We start from the raw sequence: 17,271 nt of genomic DNA, 5'->3' as shown, positions 1-17,271 counted from the left end.
CCGCAGCAGCATCGGTTATTTATTCAGCGCCGCTGGCCGCGCGCCAGCTGTGCCAGAGCTGCTGCATCGGTGGCGCATAGGCCGTGCGGCCGGCCAACTCGCGCTGCAGGCGCAGCCGCGCCAGACGCGACCAGACCCGATGCGGTCTGGCCAGCGCCGCCTTGCGTGGCCACGCGCGCAACAGCTGCGCGCGCCAGGCCGGCGCACCCACGCCCCCCGGTGCGGCACTGTCGCCGGCCACACGCTGGCGCGCATCCAGCCATTGCACCACCACGGCCGTGGCATCGCTGCTGCGTGTACGTGCGAAGACCACCGCTTCCACCGCCACCACCGCTTCGGCAAATGCCTGCAGCCGCCCCGTGGCCTGCGCCAGGTCGTCCGGCTGCGCACGTGCGGCCTGCATGGCCGGCAAGGTCTGCGCCAACTGCGCCCAGGGTGCGCGCACCGGTTCAAGCACGCGCCCCAATGGATGACGCGAGCGCTGGTTCGACCAGTCGTTCAATTCCTGCTGCCACCAGGCCAGCTTGGCGTCGGCCGGCAACGGGTCGCCGGCGATGTTCATGATGTCCTCCCATTCCTGCAGCAATGCGAACCAGGCCGCGGCCAGGCGACGCTGCGGTTCGGGAATGAAGGGCTCGGCCACCGACCATTCCGGCCAGCGGCTGCGCCACTTGTCGAGAAAACTGTCCAGGGCGCTGGATTGGCTCATGGCGGGTCCAGAAAAGCGAAAGAAAATATCAGGGCTGCGGCCAGGCGGCCGGCTCCCACAACTGCGGCGGCTGTTCCACCAGCACGTCGGCCTGCCAGCTCAGCGGGTCGTCATCGCCCAGCCGGTAGCCCCATAACGCGGCCACCGACGGCATGCCGGCCGCACGTGCGGCCAGGATGTCGCGCTCGTCGTCACCCACATAGACGCACTGCGTGGCGGCGACGCCGATGCGATCGGCCGCCACCAGCAACGGCAGCGGATGCGGCTTGCGCTCGGCCAGCGTATCGCCGCCGATCAGCACCGCGCAGCGCTGCTGCCAGCCCAGTTGCGGCAGGATCAGCTGCGCAAGGTATTCGGGCTTGTTGGTGACAATGCCCCAAACACAGCCGGCCTGCTCCAGGCGCTGCAGCATGACCTCGACACCGTCGAACAACTGCGCCTGCGTGCCGAGCAGCGCTTCATAGCGCTGAAGGAACTCCGGCACCAGCGCCTCGCGCGCGGCCGCATCCAGATGCGCGAAGGCCACAGCGAGCATGGCGCGCGATCCTTTCGACACCACCGGTCGCAGCTGCGCCAGCGTGATGCACGGCAGCCCGCGCTCGCTCAGCATCGCGTTGACGGTGGCCAACATGTCCGGCGCACTGTCGAGCAAGGTGCCATCCAGGTCGAACAACACCGCACGCGGAAACCTCACAGACGCACCGCCATCCCAGCGCGGTCGGCCATCAGGCAGGAACCGGTCGACATCAAGACCGCAACCAACCGCCGTTGCGATTCCCGAGTCCCGATTCCCCACTCCCCGCTCGTCACGGCTTCACCGCACACGCCAGATAGTTCACTTCGGTGCGCGAGGACAACCGCGCGCGGTTGCGCCACGGCTCGTACAGCATGCCGCTGACGTCTTGCAGCTGCAGCTCGGCTGTGCGCAGCCAGGCGGCCAGTTCGGATGGCTTGATGAAATCCTTGTAGTGGTGCGTGCCCTTGGGCAGCAGCCGCGCGATGTATTCGGCGCCCACTACCGCCAGCGCAAACGCTGCCGGGGTGCGATTGAGTGTGGACAGGAACAGCGTGCCGCCCGGCTTGAGCAGGCTAGCGCAGGCACGGATGATCGCCAGCGGGTCTGGCACGTGCTCCAGCATTTCCATGCAGGTCACCGCATCGAAGCTGCCCGGCTGCTCGGCGGCCAGGTCTTCCACCGACTGCACGCGGTAGTCCACCTGCACGCCCGATTCCAGGCTGTGCAGGCGCGCCACTTTCACCAGCTCCGGCGCCAGGTCGATCGCGATGACCTGCGCGCCCAGGCGCGCCATCGCTTCACTGAGCAGGCCGCCACCGCAGCCGACGTCGAGCACGCGTGCGCCTGGCAGCGCAACCCGCGCGGCCACGTAGTCCAGCCGCACCGGATTGAGCGCATGCAGCGGCTTCTGCGGGCCGTCGACATCCCACCAGCGGTTGGCCAGCGCAGCGAACTTGTCCAGCTCGGTCTGGTGGAAATTGGACGATGTGGATTGCGGATTCGGATTCATGTGGCTCTCCGTGATGCGATGGCCGCGCTCAGGCGCGGACGGTGCGGATGCGGTCGCGCCACTGGCGCGCATTGGCAACCAGGGCAGCGGTATCCATGTCGATGAGCTCGCGTTGCACCAGCTTGGGCTTGCCGGCGATCCACACATCGGTCACCTGGTGGCGGCCGGCGGCATAGATCAGCTGCGACAACACGTGATGCAGCGGCTGGGTTTCCAGCGCAGACAGATCCACGCAGACCAGGTCGGCCTGCTTGCCCACCTCGATCGAGCCGATGCGGTCGCCAAAACCGAGTGCGCGTGCGCCCCCCAAGGTGGCAGCCCGCAAGGTGGTGGCCGCATCCAGCGCAGTGGCATCGTTGGCCACTGCCTTGGCCAGGATCGCCGCGGTGCGGTTCTCGCTGAACATGTCCAGGTCGTTGTTGCTGGCGCAGCCGTCGGTGCCGATCGCCAGGTTCACGCCGGCACGTTGCAGCGCGCACGCCGGGCAAAAGCCCGAGGCCAGCTTGAGATTGGATTCGGGGCAATGCACCACGCTGACACCGCGCTCGGCGCACAGGTGGATTTCGGCCTCGGTGAGCTGGGTCATGTGCACCGCAATCAGGCGGTCGTTGACCAGCCCTAGACGATCCAGCCGTGCCAGCGGGCGCTGGCCGTACTGCGCCACCGAATCGGCCACTTCCTGCGCGGTTTCGTGCGTGTGCAAGTGCACCGGCATGTCCAGCTGGTCGGCCAGCATGCGTACGCGCGCGAAGTTGGCATCGTTCACCGTGTACGGCGCATGCGGCGCAAACGCAGTGCTGATCAGCGGATCGTCGCGCCACTGGTCGTGCAGCTCGCCGGCACGTGCGAAGTATTCGTCGTCCGACGAGGCCCAGGCGGTGGGGAAATCGATGATCACCGCGCCCACCAGCGCACGAAACCCGTGCTGCTTGTAGACAGCGGCCTGCACGTCGGCAAAGAAGTAGTTCTCGTTGACGCAGGTGGTGCCGCCGCGCAGCATCTCGGCGATTGCCAGGGTGGTGCCATCGGCGACGAATTCCGGGCCGATCACTGCCGCTTCCACCGGCCAGATGTGCTGCTGCAGCCACACCATCAGCGGCAGATCGTCGGCCACGCCGCGCAGCAGCGTCATCGGGTTGTGCGTGTGCGCGTTGACCAGGCCGGGCATCAGCGCCGCGTCGGGGCGCGACACGGTGCGTGCCGGGGCAAAACGCGCGCGTGCGTCGGCCGTTGGCAGCACGGCAACGATGACACCGTTGCTGACCGCCACCGCGTGGTCTTCAAGCACCACCGCGTGCGGTTCGATCGGCACCACATAGCCGGCCTCGATCAGCAGGTCGCAGGGTTCGGGCGGGGCGTTGGTCATGAGCGGATCCATTGAAGTTAGTTGCCAAACGGCCAGGAGTCGGTGGAGCGTGACACAGGCACATAGCGCATGCCGTTGTAACGCAACACTTGGCGTTGGCGGCGCGTGCGTTCGGTGTCTTGTGCGCCCTCAACCGTGGTGGAGGTCACCACGTTTGCGGTCAGCGCGATGTCGGCGTAGCCGGCGTGGACCGGCGTGTCCATCGACAGCGTCAAGGTGCCGCGCTCGGTCACCACGCCCGCCTTCCCCCAGTTGCATAGCTCGCCTTGCACCTGTCGCCAGACAGTCAGGTTCTGCTGCAGCACCGGGCGTAGCCGGCGCCCTTCGCGGACCAGCAAGGTCAATGCGTCGTCGCTGTCAAAATCCGGGCAACTCGCGCCCCGCGCAACGCTGTGCACCACGACACCAACCGCGCGCACGCCTTTGGCCAGGTCATAGCGCGCGGTGTCCAGGCGCAGACTGTCGGCCGCAAGTTCCAGGCTGGCATCCTCGCCCATTGCCTGGGCGTACAACGCCACCACCTCGCCACTACCGGCATCGAGCATTGCAACGCGCAACTCCAGGTCGCGCTCGCCAGCGGGGGTGGTGGCATCGCCAGCAAACGCAATTGCCGCCAAGCGGATGGCTGGATCGTACGGCCACGGCTTGCAGGTCTGCGCCACGGCACGCTCCGCCGGCACCGCCGCTGCAGCGCCACCGACCACGCCGGAGGCCGCAACCGCGGCCACCGCGGCCACGCTTTGCGCGTCGCAGGCGGTGGCTCCCGTTTGTGCAAACACCGGGCACGCCGCAAGCGTGCCACTCAGCACCATCAGGACACTGGCACTGCGTACTGCTCGGCCGGACCGGCGTCCCAGGTGCATCGGGATTACTTGACGCGCGCCGAGTACTCGCCCGAGCGGGTGTCGACCTTGATCACTTCGTCCTGGTTGACGAACAGCGGCACACGCACCACCGCGCCGGTTTCCAGGGTGGCCGGCTTGCCGCCGCCGCCAGAGGTATCGCCACGCACGCCCGGGTCGGTCTCGGTGATCTTCAGCTCAACGAAGTTCGGCGGCTGCACCCAGATCGGGGCGCCGTTCCACAAGGTCACGATGCAGTCTTCTTCGCCCTTGAGCCACTTCTCCGCGCCGCCCATGCCGGCCTTGTCGGCCTGCACCTGCTCGAAGGATTCCGGGTCCATGAAGTGCCAGTACTCGCCATCGGTGTACAGGTAACGCATGTCGGTATCGACCACGTCGGCCACTTCCACGTCATCGGTGGCCTTCATGGTCATTTCCACCACGCGGCCGGACTTGATGAAGCGGTACTTCATGCGGGTAAAGGCCTGGCCCTTGCCCGGCTTGACGTATTCGGTCTCGGTGATGACCGCCGGTTCGTTGTTGACCAGGATCTTCATGCCGTTCTTGACGTCGTTCATGCCAACAGTGGCCATGGTGCAGCTCCTCGATAAGGCGACGGCCCGCCACTTCCTGGCCGGCCGGATTAGAATGGGGCGCCCGCCGCAACCGGCGGGCATTGCTTTTGTGACCGCACATGATAACCGCAGCCCCACTCGCCTTACAGCCATCCACACCGCCCGCCCTGCAGCCCCCGCGCTGGCAACAGCTGTGGCGACAGGCCGTGCGCGACCCGCGTGAGCTGCTGGCGCTGCTGGGGCTGGACGCGCAGGCGGCGGGCATCAGCGAGGACGCCGCGGCCCAGTTCGCCGTGCGTGTGCCGCGCAGCTTCGTGGCGCGCATGCGCCCGGGAGACCTGAACGACCCGCTGTTGCGCCAGGTGCTGCCGCTGGATGCGGAGATGCGCGTGGTGCCCGGCTTTGCGCTCGACGCGGTGGGCGATGGCGCCGCCCGCACCACCACCGGGGTGATCCAGAAATACCGCGGCCGGGCGCTGCTGATCGCCACCGGCAGCTGCGCGGTGCATTGCCGGTACTGCTTCCGCCGCCATTTCCCGTACGCCGAGGAAACCGCCGCCCGCGATGGCTGGCGCGAGGCCGTGGCGGCGATCGCCGCCGATCCGGACATCGACGAGGTACTGCTCTCCGGCGGTGACCCGTTGTCGCTGGCCACGCCCAAGCTGGCCGAGCTCACCGACGCCCTGGCCGCCATCCCGCATCTCAAGCGCCTGCGCATCCACAGCCGCCTGCCGGTGGTGTTGCCCGAACGCGTGGATGCATCGCTGCTGGCGTGGCTGCACAGCCTGCCGTGGCCGGTGGCCTTCGTGATCCACGCCAACCACGCCAATGAATTCGATGCCGAGGTGGACGCCGCACTGCACGCGCTGCGTGGTGCCGGCGCGCAGCTGCTCAACCAGGCCGTGCTGCTGCGCGGCGTCAACGACAGCGTGGACGCACTGGCGGCGCTGAGCGAGCGCAGCTTCGCCGCCGGCGTGCTGCCGTACTACCTGCATCAGCTAGACCGCGTGGCCGGCGTGGCGCATTTCGAAGTCGACGACGCACGCGCCCGTGCGCTGCATGCCGAGCTGGCAACGCGCCTGTCCGGCTATCTGGTGCCGCGCCTGGTGCGCGAGATTCCCGGCGATACGGGAAAGCGGCCGCTGTAAATACCTCGGTGGCGCATGGGAGTGGCATGTAGAGCGCAGCTTTCCGCTCGCCTGCGGGGAAACAAACCACCCCCACATCCCGTAGGAGCGCACTTGAGCGCGACCGGCGTTACCGGGAACGCCCCATCGCGCACAGGTGCGCTCCTACGTAGCTAGCCGCGCTGCTCTGCAATCGATTAAGTAACGCCGACAAGATGCGGCGCAATCCCATCGGTTGAGCGCACTCGCTCGCCTGCACGGAAATAAACCAAACCACCATCTCGTGGGAGCGCATCCGGGTGCGACCGGGCACCCTCCATCCCCTAGGAGCGCGCTTGGGCGCGACCGGCGTTACCGGGACAGCCCCATCGCGCACAGGTGCGCTCCTACGTGGCTAGCCGCACTGCTCAGCAGTCGGTTAGGCGACACCAAGAACAGACGCTGTCATCAAGCCGGTTGAGGCACTCGTCAGCCCGCCGCGATCAGCTTGACCATGTCGGCCGGGCTCAGCGGGCGGCTGAACCAGTAGCCCTGGCCCAGGTCGCAGCCGCGGTCGCGCAACAGGTTGAACTGCGCTTCCTGCTCGATGCCCTCGGCCACCACGGTGATCCCCAGCGAATGCGCCATGCCGATGATGGCCGTGGTCAGGGCCAGGTCGTCGGGGTCGCGCTGCAGGTCGGCGATGAAGCTCTTGTCGATCTTGACGCCATCCACCGGCACCTGACGCAGATGGCTCAGGCCGGAAAAGCCGGTGCCGAAATCGTCCAGCCACACCTTCACCCCGGTGCGGTGCAATTGGTCGAGCAGGCTCGCAGCCATCATCTCGTCGCCGATCACCGCGGTCTCGGTGAGTTCCAGATGCAGGCGCGCAGCCGGCAGGCCGGATTCGGCCAGGCACTCGGCCACGGTGTCGATCAGGTCGCCACTGCGCAGCTGCCGCGGCGAGACGTTGACCGAAATAAACAAGCCCTCGCCCACCACCGGCCATTTGGCCGCTTCCAGGCAGGCCGCACGCAGCACCTTGGGGCCGATCACTTCGATCAACCCACTCTGCTCGGCGATATCGATGAAGGTGGACGGCGGAATCGTGCCCAATGCAGGGTGCTGCCAGCGCAGCAACACTTCCACACCCACCAGCACGCGGTCGCTGGTGCGGTAGATCGGCTGATAGACCAACCGCAACTCATCACGCTCCCAGGCGCCGCGCAACTCGTGCTCCATGTGCACGCGGCGCTCCACCGCATGGTCGGCTGCGCGGCTGTAGAACCGGTGGCAATTCTTGCCGGCCACCTTGGCCTGGTACATCGCGATGTCGCCGTTCTTCAGCAGCGCCGTGGCGTCGTTGGCATCGTCCGGGAACAAGGTGATGCCGATCGACGTGCCCAAAAACACCTCGCGCCCCTGCACGTTCAACGGGCGGCTCAACTCATGCACCAGGCGGTCGGCCAGCTGCGCGGCGAGCAAGGTCACATCGCCGCTCTGCAGCAGGATCACGAACTCATCGCCGCCAAACCGCGCCAGGATCGCATCATCGCCGCCCAGTGCCGCCACTGCACGGCTGATGCGGCTGGAGAACTGCAGCAGCGCTTCGTCCCCGGCCTCGTGGCCCAGGGTGTCGTTGACGCGCTTGAAGTCGTCGATGTCGGCGAACAACAGCGCCAGCTTGCTGTCGGTACTGCGTGCGGTGTGCAGCAGATGGTCCAGGCCTTCGCGGAAGCCCAGGCGGTTGGTCAACCCGGTCAGCGCGTCGGTGTAGGCCATGTGGCGCACCTCGCGATCGTGCCGGGCAATGCTTTCGCTCATGCGCCCGAACGCGGAAATCAGCTCGCCGATTTCGTCATTGCGCGGATGCGGCGGCAGCTGCACCAGATAGTCGCCGCGTTCGATCTGCCGCGCCGCCGCGGCCAGCAGGCGCACCGGCGCAACCAGCGTGCGTTGCACATAGATGGCCAGCAGAATGCCTAGCGCCACCAGCGCTGCCAGCAGTACCAGCAGCCAGCCCAGATCGCGCTTGCCGATCGCATTGAGATTCTGCACCAGGGTGAGGTTGGCGCTGGATTCGATCTTGCGCACGCGCTCACGCGACATCCCCACCCGCACGCCGCCGATGCGCTGGTCGCCGACCTTGATCGGCACGGTCACATCCAGCACTTCCGGCGAAGACTGCAACAGCAGGGCTGGCGCGGCGATCGCCTTGGCAGCGAGCGGGTCCTGCATGGGCTGTCCATAGCCCTGCAGCGTGGCGCTGCCGTCGTGCACCAGCCGGCCGCGGCGGTCGAACACCCGCACGTAGCTCACCACTTGCTGGCGCGAGGCGTTACGCACCAGCGCGCCCACCGCCGCCAGATCCGAGTAGTACAGCGGGTTGGCCAGGCCCGAGGCCAGCTCGGTGGCCAGGGTCTCGCCGCGCGTGCGCAGGCTGCGGTCGAACAACTCATGCAGGATCTGCGCGCTCAGGCTGCGCACCTCGCGCTGCATCGAACTTTGCCGCTGCAACAGCGAGGCCAGGATGGCGCCGACCAGCAATAGCGTCAGCGCCATCACCAGCAGGAACCGGGCCTGCAATCCAAAGCGCACCTGCGTCATTCCACCTGCGTCCTGACCTGTTGCAGGCCGTTGCGCAACGCCTCCAGGCGCGCGCGGCTGGTCGCGTCCACGGGATGGAACGCCGTGGTGCCGAAAAAGCGCTTCAGCGCCGGGCCGGCCTGCGGGTCGGCCGCGGCCTGCAACAGCACCGCGCGCAGGCGCCGCTCCACCGCCGGATCGATGCCGGTACGCACCATCTCCACCGCGCGCGGCACCGGCGCACTGCGGTGCACGATGCGGAACTCGCGCTTGAACGTGGGCGGCAGGTGGCGCTCGTCGTCCCAATCGAGGTTGCTGAAGGCGCCGGCGTCGATCAGCCGCTTGTGCACGAAGGCGGCGATGTTCAACTTCGAGCCGACCAACAGGTAACCCACCGAACCGAGCACCTGGGTATCGTCGGGCGACAGCAGCACATCGCAGGCCAGGCCATTGCGCACCAGCTCCAGCATCGGCACCAGGTAGCCACTGGTGGACGAGGCGTTCTGCAGCGCCAGGGTATGGCCACGCAACTGCGCCAGCGAACGGATCGGGCTGTCGCGCCGCACGAAGAACACGGTGTGGAAGTCGCGCACCCCGCTACGTTCGGTCATCAACAATGGATGTGCGCTGCCGCGCTGCTCCAGCAGCATCGCCGCACCGGCGGTTTCGCTGACCCAGTCCACCCGGCCACGGCGCAGGTAACTGGCCATCTGGCGCGCATCCGGCGCCATCAGGATCTCGCCACTGCGGATGCCCACCTCGCGCATGCGCGGCACCACGTAGTCCAGCAGGGGCTTGAGTTGATCGTAATGGGTGGCCGGATCATCGCTGATACGCCCCAGAACCAGGACCGAAGAAGGCGCTGCCGCAGCCGTCGCGGCGAAACTTGCGCAGGCCAGCAGCCACGCAATCAGACAGCATCGTAGACCGCGCAAACCAGCTACTCCCCTAGAGTCGCCGACACCTTAGCCGAATCTTCCAGGTTGTGACAGCCGTCAGGTTCCGGCCTGGCGCGCCAGCCCCGCCATGCGCTGGGCATCGGCCAGGATGCCGCGCAGCAGACGCACTTCCTGCTCGGTCATTTCCGCGCGCAGCAGCAGCCGACGCAACTTGCGCATTGCCGAATCCGGCGCACGGCCCTTATGGAAGTCGATCTCGTCCAGGGTCTGGCCCAGCTGGCCGAACAACCCTTCCATCTGCGCATGGCTGGCCGGCAGCTCACGTGGGCCAGCGCTGTCCGCGGCCGGCGCGGCCGGTGCGGCGGGCGTGGCCTCTGCCGCAAGCTGTGCCAGGCGCATCTCGTAAGCCAGCACCTGCACCGCCGAAGCCAGGTTGAGCGAACTGAACTGCGGGTCGGAGGGGATATGCACGGCCGCATGGCAGAGCTGCAATTCGTCATTGGTCAGCCCGGTGCGCTCGCGCCCGAACACGATCGCCACCTCGGCCGGTTCGGCCGCCTTGGCCCAGGCGCGGCCCGCGCCCACGTCCGGTGCCAACTCTTCCAGCGCTACCCGGCGCGCGCGCGCCGTGCAGCCGATCACCAGCGTGCAGTCCGCCACCGCCTCGGCCAGCGTCTCGAAGATCGGTGCATCGCTGAGCACGTCTTCGGCGCCAGCAGAGCGGCGGTAGGCATCTTCATCGAGTGCCTTCTCGGGTGCGACCAACACCAGGCGCGTCAGCCCCATGGTCTTCATCGCGCGCGCGGCGGCGCCGATGTTGCCTGGATGCTGGGTACCGACGAGAACAAAACGGATGCGCTGACTGACGGACATGAACGGAGATTGGGGGAGCAGTTCGGCCGTAGATGGTAAACTGCGCGGCCGGCTTTCGCGCCGGACCGCTCTTTTACCTTCGCCATTTCCGATTCTGCCTTCACGGGAGCTTTAACCATGCAGAAACCCGCCGTCACCGTCATGGTCAAAGCCGCCCGCCTCGCCGGCAATGTGCTGTTGCGCGGTATCAACAAGCTCGATGCCCTCAACGTGGTGCAGAAGGGCCGCATGGACTACGCCAGCGAAGTCGATGCCGACGCCGAGAAGGTCATCATCAAGGAACTCAAGCGCGGCTACCCCGAGTACGCCGTGTTCGGCGAAGAAGGCGGCGTGCAGGGCGGCAAGAGTGGCCGCTACACCTGGGTCATCGACCCGCTCGACGGCACCAGCAACTACCTGCGCGGCTTCCCGCATTACTGCGTGTCGATTGCGCTGGTGGAAAATGGCGAGCCGACCGACGCGGTGATCTTCGATCCGTTGCGCAACGAGCTGTTCACTGCCAGCCGTGGCGCAGGCGCAGTGCTCAACGATCGCCGTATTCGCATTGCCGAACGCAAGGATCTGGAAGGCGCGATGGTCCACACCGGCTTCCCGCCGCGTGAGCGCGCACGCGCCAGCGCCCAGCTCAAATGCGTGGATGCGCTGCTGGTGCAGGCAGAAGACGTGCGCCGCACCGGCTCGGCCGCGCTGGACCTGGCCTATGTCGCGTGCGGCCGTGCCGATGCGTATTTCGAAGCCGGCGTCAAAGCCTGGGACATTGCGGCCGGCGTGCTGCTGGTGCGCGAGGCCGGTGGCCGCGTTTGCGACTACAAGGGCGCAACCCCGCCGCGCATGGACAACATGGGCCCGGAAACGCAGCAGATCGTGGCGGGCAACATCAAGATCAGCGACGCACTGCAGAAGGTGATCGTCAACACCGGCTACGCACGCGAATTCGATTCGAAGTTCTGATCGGCGCTCCGGCAATCGTAGGAGCGCGCTCGCGCGCGACGGAGCTTTCCCGAGGAACGCCTCCTCGCGACCAAGGTCGCTCCTACACGACAGACCGCACCAAACGAAGAAGGCCGGGATCGCTCCCGGCCTTCTTGCGTTACAGCGTGAACGCTGGCTACTCACCTACATTCGCCAACACATTTTAATCAGCGCTCCGGCAATCGTAGGAGCGCGCTCGCGCGCGATGAAGCTTTCCCGAGGAACGCCTCCTCGCGACCAAGGTCGCTCCTACGCGACAGACCGCAGCAAACAAGAAGGCCGGGATCGCTCCCGGCCTTCTTGCGTTACAGCGTGAACGCTGGCTACTCACCTACATTCGCCAACACATTTTAATCAGCGCTCCGGCAATCGTAGGAGCGCGCTCGCGCGCGATGAAGCTTTCCCGAGGAACGCCTCCTCGCGACCAAGGTCGCTCCTACGCGACAGACCGCAGCAAACAAGAAGGCCGGGATCGCTCCCGGCCTTCTTGCGTTACAGCGTCAGCGCAAGACTCAGGCGATCGCGGCGTGGTAACGGCGCTCGACTTCGTCCCAGTTCACCACGTTGTAGAACGCGCCGATGTAGTCCGGGCGACGGTTCTGGTACTTCAGGTAATAGGCATGTTCCCACACGTCCAGGCCCAGGATCGGCGTATTGCCTTCGAACAGCGGGCTGTCCTGGTTGGCGGTGCTTTCGACCACAACCTTCTTGTCCGGGGTGACGCTCAACCATGCCCAGCCCGAACCGAAACGGCTCAGCGCGGCCTTGGTGAAGGCTTCCTTGAACTTCTCGAAACCGCCGATGTCCTTGTCGATCGCCTTGGCGACCTCGCCCTTGGGCTCGCCGCCGCCGTTGGGCGACATCACGGTCCAGAACAGCGAATGGTTGGCATGGCCGCCACCGTTGTTGCGCACCGGGCCCTGCAGGTTTTCCGGCAGGCTCTTCAACTTGGAGACCAGCTCTTCAACCGGCAGGTCGGCGTACTCGGTCCCTTCCAGCGCCGCATTGACGTTGTTGATGTAGGTCTGGTGATGCTTGGTGTGATGGATTTCCATCGTCTGCGCATCGATGTTCGGTTCCAGCGCGTCGTAAGCGTAAGGCAACTGCGGAAGGGTATAAGCCATGAGGGCCTCCTGGACTTGCCGCCCGGCAAAAGACCGGGCGTTGCGGGGTAGATGGTAAGGACCTGGGCTGCGCTTACCAAGGGTGAGGCGAGGGAAACTTCATCCCATCACCTGCGCAGTGCCGCAGTTCCTCGGCTGCACACCTTGCACCATGCCCCGGTTACTTGGGCGTGAACCGGGCGTGCCCTTCCCCGCCGCCACGTTCAAAGTCGACACAGTCGCGCGACGGCATACTTGGTCTCTCATCCGCCATGGCTGCGGCTGCCTCTTTCGCTTCGGACCACCCATGCGCAAACCCGCCTTGCTGATCGTCGCCATCGTCCTGCTTGTGGCCGGGCTCTGGGGCATGCGTGTCGTGCAGACGCCCAAGCCGCAGTTCGCCCCGCAACTGTCGGCACCGGTGACTGCCGCACCAGCCGCAACGTCGGCGCGCCAGGTGCCGCGGCTGCCGGCATTCCTGCCGACCGAAGCCATGGCAACCATCGTGTTGATACAACGCGGCGGGCCGTTTCCATATCCGCAGGACGGCGCGGTGTTCGGCAATCGTGAGCAGCGGCTGCCGGAGCGGCCGCGCGGCTATTACCACGAATACACCGTGGACACGCCCGGCAGCGCCGATCGCGGCGCACGCCGGATCGTCACCGGCGACACGCCGCCGCAGAGCTGGTACTACAGCGACGATCACTACGCCAGTTTCAAATCCTTCCAGGGCCCTACCCCGGAGCAGGCACCATGAGTGCAGGCGACTTTGCGCTGGATCTATCCGACCCACAGCAGTCCGGCGTGTACCAGGCGCAGACCCAGGACCTGGACACCATGGCCGCCCTGGCACGCGATGCCGGGCTGCGCATCCTGCGGGTGGATCTGGCGGCCTGCGCCGACAAACGCACCCTGCTGATGCGCCTGGCAATCCAGCTCGATTTCCCGCCTGTTTTTGGTCGTAATTGGGACGCGTTGAGCGATGCCCTGCGCGATCTCAGCTGGCTACCGGCACCACACGGCTACGCGTTGTTGCTCGATGGTGCCGATGCATTGGCCACCCGCGCACCGGCCGACCTCGACAGCCTGCTCGACATCCTCGACGAAGCCGCCACCGCCTGGGCGGCGCGCGGACGCAGCTTTGCCGCCTTCGTCGCGCCGGCAAGCGCCTGCGACTGACATGCAGGACAGATGCTACGCCGACGCAGCACTCGCGCGTCGGCGTCACCTGCCCCGCGCACTTCTTCAGCGATCCAGCTCGCTCCAGCGTGCGTAGGCCGCATCCAGCTGCGCTTGCGCATCGGTGAGGGCGGCAGTGTGCGCGGTCATCGCCGCGCTATCGCGCTGATAGAACGCCGGGTCGTTCATGGCGTCGGTCAATGCGGCGACCTGCTGCTCCAGGGTCTCGATCAGCGCCGGCAGCTGCTCCAGCTCGCGCGCTTCCTTGTAGCTGAGTTTGCGCTTGGGCGCAGCCTCCTCGGCTACAGCCGGCACCGGTGCAGCAGCGGCCACCGGCGTGGTCGCCGCTGCAGTTGCCGAGGCCTTGGCCACCGCCATCGCATTAGCGGGCGCGGTGCGCCGCTGGCGCAGCGAATCGCTGTATCCGCCGACGTAATCGCCGATCAGGCCATCGCCTTCCATCACCAGCGTGGAGGTGACCACGTTGTCGAGGAAGTCGCGGTCATGGCTGACCAACAGCAAGGTGCCGGTGTATTCGCCGAGCAGCTCTTCCAGCAGCTCCAGCGTTTCCACGTCCAGGTCGTTGGTCGGTTCGTCCATCACCAGCAGGTTGGACGGCTGCGCGAACAGGCGCGCCAGCAGCAAGCGATTGCGCTCACCACCGGACAGGCGCGTGATCGGCGCACGTGCACGCTCGGGCGTGAACAGGAAATCCTGCAGATACGCGTGCACGTGCTTGCGCTTGCCGTTGATCTCGATGAAGTCGCGCCCTTCGGCCACGTTTTCGATCGCGCTCCAGTCCTCGCGCAAGGTGGCGCGGTACTGGTCGAAATAAGCAATCTGCAGATTGGTACCGATACGGATCTCGCCCTGCTGCGGCTGCAGGTCACCCAGCAGCAGCTTGAGCAAGGTGGTCTTGCCGCTACCGTTAGGGCCGATCAGGCCGATGCGGTCGCCACGCTGGATGATGCTGGAGAAGTCCTTGACCATCGTGCGCGCGCCGAACGCAAAGGTGACTTCATTGGCTTCGATCACCTTCTTGCCGGACGACTCGCCCTGCGAGACTTCCATGCGCACATTGCCGGTGAGATCGCGGCGCTGCACGCGCTCGTTGCGCATCGATTCCAGCCGTCGCACGCGGCCTTCGTCGCGCGTGCGGCGCGCCTTGATGCCCTGACGGATCCAGATCTCTTCCTGCGCAAGCATCTTGTCGAAGCGCGCATTTTCCTGCGCCTGCGCATTGAGCCGCTCTTCGCGCCGGCGCTCGTAATTGGCCCAGTCGCCCGGCCAGCTGGTGACCTGGCCGCGATCGATCTCGACGATGCGCGTGGCCAACGCGCGCAGAAAGCGCCGGTCATGGGTAACGAACAGCACGCTGCCGTTCCAGCCCTTGAGGAAGGTTTCCAGCCAATCGATGGCTTCGATATCCAGGTGGTTGGTTGGCTCGTCGAGCAGCAGCACGTCCGGCGAAGCCACCAGCGAGCGTGCCAGCAGCACGCGCCGCTTCATGCCGCCGGACAGCCGCGCGAACTCCGCATCGCCGTCCAGATCGAGCTTGGTCAGCGTCTCGCTGACGCGCTGATCCAGCGCCCAGCCCTCGGCCGCATCGATCTTGGCCTGCACCTTGCCGAAGGCATCGGCATCGAAGACCTCGGCGTGGCTGAGTTGATGGAACTCGGCCAGCCAGTGACCCAGTTCACCCAGCCCGTCGGCCACCACGTCGAACACGCTGCCGCCGGTTCCCTGCGGAACCTCCTGCTCCAACCGCGCGATCCGCACGCCCTGCTGCACGCGCACTTCGCCGTCATCGGGCTTGAGCTCGCCGGCAATCAATTTCATCAGGGTCGATTTGCCGGCACCGTTGCGGCCGATCAGGGCGATACGCTCGCCCGGCTCGATCGTCAGGTCGGTTTTTTCCAGCAACAACGGGCCGCCGACGCTGTAGTCGACGCTTTGCAGAGTGATTAAAGGCATGGGCTAATTGTACGGGAATCGGGAATGGTGAATCGGGAATGGAAAAGCCTCGCCGTTGCGATTCCCCATTGCCCATTCCCGACTCCCGATTCCCGTTAAAATGCGCCATGAACGAATTCTCCGCGCTGCCGCTCTCGCCAGCCTTGGCCCCCGGCATCGATGCCCTGGGCTACACCACCCTCACGCCGATCCAGGCGCAGAGCCTGCCGCCGATCCTCCAGGGGCTGGATGTGATTGCCCAGGCGCCCACCGGCAGCGGCAAGACCGCCGCGTTCGGGCTGGGCCTGCTGCAAAAGCTCGACCCGGCGCTGACCCGTGCGCAAGCGCTGGTGCTGTGCCCCACGCGCGAGCTTGCCGACCAGGTCGGCAAGCAACTGCGCAAGCTGGCCACCGGCATTCCCAACATGAAGTTGCTGGTGCTCACCGGCGGCATGCCACTTGGTCCGCAGCTGGCATCGCTTGAAGCGCACGACCCGCAGGTCGTGGTCGGCACGCCCGGCCGCATCCAGGAACTGGCGCGCAAACGCGCCCTGCATCTGGGCGGCGTGCGCACGCTGGTGCTGGACGAGGCCGACCGCATGCTCGACATGGGCTTCGAAGAACCCATCCGCGAAATCGCCAGCCGCTGCGACAAACATCGCCAGAGCCTGCTGTTCTCGGCGACCTTCCCCGACATCATCCGCACACTCGCGCGCGAGCTGTTGAAGGACCCGGTGGAAATCACCGTGGAAGGCGCCGACAACGCACCGGAGATCGACCAGCAGTTCTTCGAAGTGGACCCCACTTATCGGCAGAAGGCGGTGGCCGGGTTGCTGCTGCGCTTCAATCCCGAATCCAGCGTGGTGTTCTGCAATACCCGCAAGGAAGTGGACGAAGTGGCCGGCTCGCTGCAGGAGTTCGGTTTCTCCGCGCTGGCATTGCATGGCGACATGGAGCAACGCGACCGCGACGAGGTGCTGGTGCGCTTCGTCAATCGCAGCTGCAACGTACTGGTTGCCAGTGACGTGGCCGCGCGCGGCCTGGATGTGGAAGACCTCGCGGCGGTGGTGAATTACGAGCTTCCCACCGACACCGAAACCTATCGCCACCGCATCGGCCGGACTGCGCGCGCCGGCAAACACGGCCTGGCACTCAGCCTGGTGGCCCCGCGCGAAAGCGCCCGTGCGCAGGCGCTGGAGGCCGAGCACGGCCAGCCGCTCAAGTGGTCGCGCGCACCGCTGGCCACCGCGCGCCCGGCGCAATTGCCGCTGGCCGCGATGACCACGCTGCGCATCGACGGCGGCAAGACCGACAAACTGCGCGCCGGCGACATTCTGGGCGCCTTGACCGGCGAAGCAGGCTTGTCGGGTGCGGCGATCGGCAAGATCGCCATCTACCCTACCCGCTCGTACGTGGCGATTGCGCGGGCGCAGGTCGCTCGTGCACTGACCCACTTGCAGGCCGGCAAGATCAAGGGCCGTCGCTTCCGGGTGACCAAGCTCTAGGCAGCGCGTCTAGCCGAATCAGGGAGCCCACGCAGGTGGGCTCGACGGCGCAGCGGCTTGGCCGCTGCACAGGTACA

General features: G+C 66.5%; 16 protein-coding genes. 5 read left to right on the top strand and 11 right to left on the bottom strand.

Features of this window, described 5'->3' with window-relative positions:
* Nucleotides 1-19: 19 nt before the first annotated feature.
* From ACD584_RS16715 to efp, 6 genes are all read right to left on the bottom strand, one after another.
* Complete coding sequence (locus ACD584_RS16715; RefSeq protein WP_076035633.1) at nucleotides 20-709, bottom strand: phytoene/squalene synthase family protein; 690 nt, start codon at nucleotides 707-709, stop codon at nucleotides 20-22.
* 28 nt (nucleotides 710-737) lie between these two features.
* Nucleotides 738-1,403: a phosphoglycolate phosphatase gene (locus ACD584_RS16710; protein WP_076035632.1), complete on the bottom strand. Its 666-nt coding sequence runs from the start codon at nucleotides 1,401-1,403 to the stop codon at nucleotides 738-740.
* 112 nt (nucleotides 1,404-1,515) lie between these two features.
* Complete coding sequence (gene ubiG / locus ACD584_RS16705; RefSeq protein WP_372357314.1) at nucleotides 1,516-2,235, bottom strand: bifunctional 2-polyprenyl-6-hydroxyphenol methylase/3-demethylubiquinol 3-O-methyltransferase UbiG; 720 nt, start codon at nucleotides 2,233-2,235, stop codon at nucleotides 1,516-1,518.
* 28 nt (nucleotides 2,236-2,263) lie between these two features.
* Complete coding sequence (locus tag ACD584_RS16700) at nucleotides 2,264-3,601, bottom strand: TRZ/ATZ family hydrolase (RefSeq protein ID WP_070694402.1); 1,338 nt, start codon at nucleotides 3,599-3,601, stop codon at nucleotides 2,264-2,266.
* Nucleotides 3,602-3,618: 17 nt separating this feature from the next.
* Complete coding sequence (locus ACD584_RS16695; protein ID WP_076035630.1) at nucleotides 3,619-4,464, bottom strand: hypothetical protein; 846 nt, start codon at nucleotides 4,462-4,464, stop codon at nucleotides 3,619-3,621.
* Nucleotides 4,465-4,469: 5 nt separating this feature from the next.
* A complete protein-coding gene (gene efp, locus ACD584_RS16690; RefSeq protein WP_011037416.1) occupies nucleotides 4,470-5,036 on the bottom strand; it encodes an elongation factor P in 567 nt (188 codons plus the stop codon).
* Nucleotides 5,037-5,137: 101 nt separating this feature from the next.
* Here efp and epmB point away from each other — a divergent pair, with 101 nt between their 5' ends.
* A complete protein-coding gene (epmB, locus tag ACD584_RS16685; protein ID WP_076035629.1) occupies nucleotides 5,138-6,166 on the top strand; it encodes an EF-P beta-lysylation protein EpmB in 1,029 nt (342 codons plus the stop codon).
* Between the two features lie 447 nt (nucleotides 6,167-6,613).
* Here the strand turns inward: epmB and ACD584_RS16680 are convergent, their stop codons facing one another.
* The 3 genes from ACD584_RS16680 to ACD584_RS16670 are packed head-to-tail and all read right to left on the bottom strand — an operon-like array spanning nucleotide 6,614 to nucleotide 10,482.
* Nucleotides 6,614-8,731, bottom strand: coding sequence for a bifunctional diguanylate cyclase/phosphodiesterase (locus ACD584_RS16680; RefSeq protein WP_011037418.1), 2,118 nt, complete (start codon nucleotides 8,729-8,731; stop codon nucleotides 6,614-6,616).
* Nucleotides 8,728-9,645, bottom strand: a complete 918-nt coding sequence (locus tag ACD584_RS16675; protein WP_070691229.1) for a phosphate/phosphite/phosphonate ABC transporter substrate-binding protein — start codon at nucleotides 9,643-9,645, stop codon at nucleotides 8,728-8,730. The genes ACD584_RS16680 and ACD584_RS16675 overlap by 4 nt, the downstream gene beginning before the upstream one ends.
* A gap of 60 nt (nucleotides 9,646-9,705) precedes the next feature.
* Nucleotides 9,706-10,482, bottom strand: a complete 777-nt coding sequence (locus ACD584_RS16670; protein WP_011037420.1) for an RNA methyltransferase — start codon at nucleotides 10,480-10,482, stop codon at nucleotides 9,706-9,708.
* 117 nt (nucleotides 10,483-10,599) lie between these two features.
* Here ACD584_RS16670 and ACD584_RS16665 point away from each other — a divergent pair, with 117 nt between their 5' ends.
* Entirely contained in the window at nucleotides 10,600-11,433 is an 834-nt protein-coding gene (locus ACD584_RS16665) for an inositol monophosphatase family protein (protein ID WP_011037421.1), read from the top strand.
* A gap of 533 nt (nucleotides 11,434-11,966) precedes the next feature.
* On the opposite strand, the gene ACD584_RS16660 is transcribed toward ACD584_RS16665, so the two are convergent.
* A complete protein-coding gene (locus ACD584_RS16660) occupies nucleotides 11,967-12,578 on the bottom strand; it encodes a superoxide dismutase (RefSeq protein WP_011037422.1) in 612 nt (203 codons plus the stop codon).
* A 286-nt stretch (nucleotides 12,579-12,864) separates the two neighbouring features.
* Between ACD584_RS16660 and ACD584_RS16655 the strand changes: the two genes are divergently transcribed.
* Both ACD584_RS16655 and ACD584_RS16650 read left to right on the top strand, forming a co-directional pair.
* Entirely contained in the window at nucleotides 12,865-13,314 is a 450-nt protein-coding gene (locus ACD584_RS16655) for a ribonuclease (protein ID WP_076035628.1), read from the top strand.
* Nucleotides 13,311-13,736 carry a barstar family protein gene (locus ACD584_RS16650; RefSeq protein ID WP_076035627.1) on the top strand — a complete coding sequence of 142 codons (426 nt, stop codon included), beginning with the start codon at nucleotides 13,311-13,313 and terminating at the stop codon, nucleotides 13,734-13,736. Before ACD584_RS16655 ends, ACD584_RS16650 begins: the two co-directional genes overlap by 4 nt.
* 66 nt (nucleotides 13,737-13,802) lie before the next feature.
* On the opposite strand, the gene ACD584_RS16645 is transcribed toward ACD584_RS16650, so the two are convergent.
* On the bottom strand, nucleotides 13,803-15,710 hold the full coding sequence (locus tag ACD584_RS16645; RefSeq protein ID WP_076035626.1) for an ATP-binding cassette domain-containing protein: 1,908 nt from the start codon (nucleotides 15,708-15,710) through the stop codon (nucleotides 13,803-13,805).
* Nucleotides 15,711-15,817: 107 nt separating this feature from the next.
* Between ACD584_RS16645 and dbpA the strand changes: the two genes are divergently transcribed.
* A complete protein-coding gene (dbpA, locus tag ACD584_RS16640) occupies nucleotides 15,818-17,194 on the top strand; it encodes an ATP-dependent RNA helicase DbpA (protein WP_011037426.1) in 1,377 nt (458 codons plus the stop codon).
* The last annotated feature ends 77 nt before the right edge of the window (nucleotides 17,195-17,271 follow it).

This window comes from Xanthomonas sp. NCPPB 2922 (assembly GCF_041520885.1).
GTDB lineage: Bacteria > Pseudomonadota > Gammaproteobacteria > Xanthomonadales > Xanthomonadaceae > Xanthomonas > Xanthomonas campestris.
This window is presented reverse-complemented; position numbering and strand designations above follow the sequence as displayed.